Source organism: Pelatocladus sp., from assembly GCF_059505505.1.
The window spans coordinates 1-3,285 of the sequence record NZ_JCACKS010000176.1 but is presented as its reverse complement, the minus strand read 5'-3'; the positions used below and the strand labels follow the sequence as shown (position 1 = coordinate 3,285).

At 42.9% G+C, this 3,285-nt stretch carries 2 protein-coding genes; one reads left to right on the top strand and one right to left on the bottom strand.

Going from position 1 to position 3,285, the window contains the following annotated elements; translation table 11 throughout:
• Nucleotides 1-141 precede the first annotated feature (141 nt).
• On the bottom strand, nt 142-330 hold the full coding sequence (locus AC5JMK_RS13910) for a hypothetical protein (protein ID WP_495910370.1): 189 nt from the start codon (nt 328-330) through the stop codon (nt 142-144).
• A gap of 366 nt (nt 331-696) precedes the next feature.
• On the opposite strand from AC5JMK_RS13910, the gene AC5JMK_RS13905 reads away from it, so the two are divergent.
• Nucleotides 697-3,243, top strand: coding sequence for a tetratricopeptide repeat protein (locus AC5JMK_RS13905; protein WP_495910369.1), 2,547 nt, complete (start codon nt 697-699; stop codon nt 3,241-3,243).
• Nucleotides 3,244-3,285: the final 42 nt, after the last annotated feature.

Below are 3,285 nucleotides of genomic sequence, written 5' to 3'. Positions count from 1 at the left end.
CATCTCATCACCTCCCTTGCGGGTAGGTGAGAGGCTTCTTTTTGATTTAGCTAAAAACGCTCCCCAGGGAGTAGCGCACTTACAAGCTTGGATCATAAGACAGACATGGCTTAAGTTCGTTGAGTTGACGTAATATAACAATTAAGAACTTTCTCGTTCCAAACAAGAACTTTCTCGCTTCAAACAAGAACCTTCCCGTTCCAAACAAGAACTTTCTCGCTTCAAACAAGAACCTTCTCGTTCCAAACAAGAACTTTCTCGCTTCAAACAAGAACCTTCCCGTTCCAAACAAGAACTTTCCCGTTCCAAATAAGAACTTTCTCGTTCCAAATAAGAACTTTCCCGGATCTGAAAAATCTTAACCCCCCCTTGTCTCCCTTGTTGGGAGCATCCCAATTTTTTCAAAATACCATAAAGCAAAGGGTTTAAACCCTTTGCTAATAGCGCAAGTCGTCTGAAGACGACTTCATAAAATCAAACAGTCTGCTTCAGCAGAGTTTCACTATGAGACTGCGATTTCAATCGCAGGCGTTTTTTGAACATTTGGGATGCTCCCCCCTTGTTCCCCCAATCCCCGATCCCCGATCCCCAACCTGCAAAAATTAGCACCAAAAATTGGTATGGTTAAGATACCAGGTGCAATAGAAAACATCCAAAATCAGTCATTTTTATCTTAATTAGCAGTGAATTCTATACATGCCTGAAGATTTTCGGAAGTTCGCCGACCCAACTGGCGATTTTACCGTTCCTGCTGATCAAATTAGCATTGACACTCAGATTCAGCAGGGACAAAAGCGCTTATTCCCGACAAAATTTATTCCCCACCCCAGTTCTGTTGATTTTGTGGGACGAGAACAGGAATTGGCTACTGTGCATCAAGAGTTGCGCCAGGGAAATTATGTTGCAGTAGTGGGAATGGAAGGGGTGGGTAAAACTGAATTAGTCACCCAATACGCCAGACAATATGAAAATGTGTATGGGGGAATAGCTTGGTTTGATGCTAGCCAAACCAATCTCACCACTGAAATTTTGCAATTGTTTCGGTTACAGTTTGGTTTGGAGATTCCCCAAAAACAAGGAAAAAAACTCTTAAGTCTCAATGAACAAATCGCCTGGTGTTGGTCTCAATATCCCGAATCTTCCTCGCCGATCTTAATTATTTTTGACAATATTACTGACTTAGCCAATCTCCGCGAAATCGTCCCCACCGATCTGCGTTTTCGAGTCCTGGTGACTACAAGGCTACGGTATTTAGACACTAATTTTATCCAAGAGATTTCCTTAAATGTTCTCTCACCCCAACAAGAACCAGGAAAAGCATTAGAACTTTTACAAAAGCTTTTAGGAGACACAGACAAGCGCATTGTCAATGAACTAGAAGCTGCTTTTGCAATATGCAAATCTCTGAGATTTTTGCCTTTGGGGATAAAGTTAGTCGGGGGCTATTTAGCGAAAAATCCAGAACTATCTCTAAATATGATGCTTGAACGGTTGCAAGACCAGAAATTAACAGACGCAACTCTCCAGCAAGGAGAAAATCTCAGTGCATCGCAACGAGGAGTCAAAGCCGTTTTTGCTTTAATTTGGTCAGAACTCGACCCCTTGGCGCAACAACTCGGAAAATTGTTGAGTTTATTTTCTCCCCAGTTGATTGTTTGGGATTTAGTGGTTTGGGTAGCGACAGGACATACAGAACAAGCAAACCAAGAACAACATAAACAGCTAATTTGGTCAGAAGATGAACTCAACGTTGCCAAAAAACAACTTTGCGATCGCAACTTGCTGCAACAGTTAGAACACAGAGACAAATCTTTTCAAATTCATTCTTTATTGCGGTTGTTTTTCCAGGAAAAGTTAGCGGAGTCTGGCGAGATTAAGTCTGTCGTGGAAAAAATATTTGCTCATCATGCGATCGCCCTTGCCAAAAGTATCCCTGATTGTGTGACTTTAAAAGATGTCAAATTCTTTCGAGACATCATTCCCCATCTCGAAGACTTCGGAAGGCGTTTAATTGCAGAGATTAGGGAAACCACACAGCAACAGATAAAATCTCTGGCTGCAAATTGTGTAGATGAAGTCGCTTGGATATTTGTGGGGGTGGGAAGATTTTACCAAGGACAGAGATTATATAAATTAGCAGAATTTTGGTATGAGCAATCCCTACAGGTTTGTCAGGCTTTGTTTTCCGGCGATCATCCCGACTTGGCTACCAGCTTGAATGCTTTAGCAGAATTCTACCGTTCCCAAAAGATATATACCGAAGCCGAACCCTTCTACACCCAAGCTCTAGCGATGAGAAAGCGCCTGTATACAAGCGATCATCCCGACTTAGCCCACACCTTAAATGGATTAGCAAGGCTTTACAAAAGCCAAAAGCGGTATACCGAAGCCGAACCTCTTTACATCGAAGCCCTAGTGATGAGAAACCGTCTCTATGCAGGCGATCATCTCGATTTAGCCCACACCTTGAACAGTTTAGCGAGTCTTTATAAAATTCAAGGGCGGTACACCGAAGCCGAACCTCTCTACATCGAAGCCTTAGCGATGAGAAAACGCCTTTATAAAGAAGATCACCCCGATTTAGCACAAAGCTTGAACAGTTTAGCAAGTCTTTACAAAAATCAAGGACGATACACCGAAGCCGAATCTCTCTACACCGAAGCCTTAGCAATCAGGAAACGCCTATATCAGGATGACAATCCCGACATAGCCCAAAGCTTGAACAATTTAGCTTTACTTTACAACAGTCAAGGACGGCACACCGAAGCCGAACCCCTTTACATCGCCGCCCTTGCCATGAGAAAGCGCCTGTATACAAGCGAACATCCCGATGTAGCCCAAAGCTTAAATAATTTGGCTTCACTCTACAATAGCCAAGGGCGATACACCGAAGCCGAACTTCTATTTCAAGAAGCACTGGCGATGAGAAAGCATATGTATGAGGGCGACAATCCTGATGTGGCTACAAGCTTGAACAATTTAGCTTCACTCTACCGTTCCCAAGGGCAATATGCCAAAGCCGAACCTCTGTTAAAAGAAGCCTCGGTGATGTGCGAACGCTTACTAGGGGTTAATCATTCCTGGACAGTGAAAATCCAAGAAAATCTCAGCAACTTACAAAAGCAGCGTACTTCTGTTTCGATCTCGATGCGTTGCTTAGATTGGGGGCGAATCTTGTTAGCGATCGTCATTTTACCGATTTCTCTCCTCTGGTCATTAGTTAAAAAATTGGTAACTGCCTAGCTAGTAGTATTTGAGGAAAGGAAAACAGAGACATTACCTTGT

Coding starts and splice junctions, on each gene's coding strand:
- AC5JMK_RS13905 (WP_495910369.1), top strand. CDS start 697: ATGCCTGAAGATTTTCGGAAGTTCGCCGACCCAACTGGCGATTTTACC.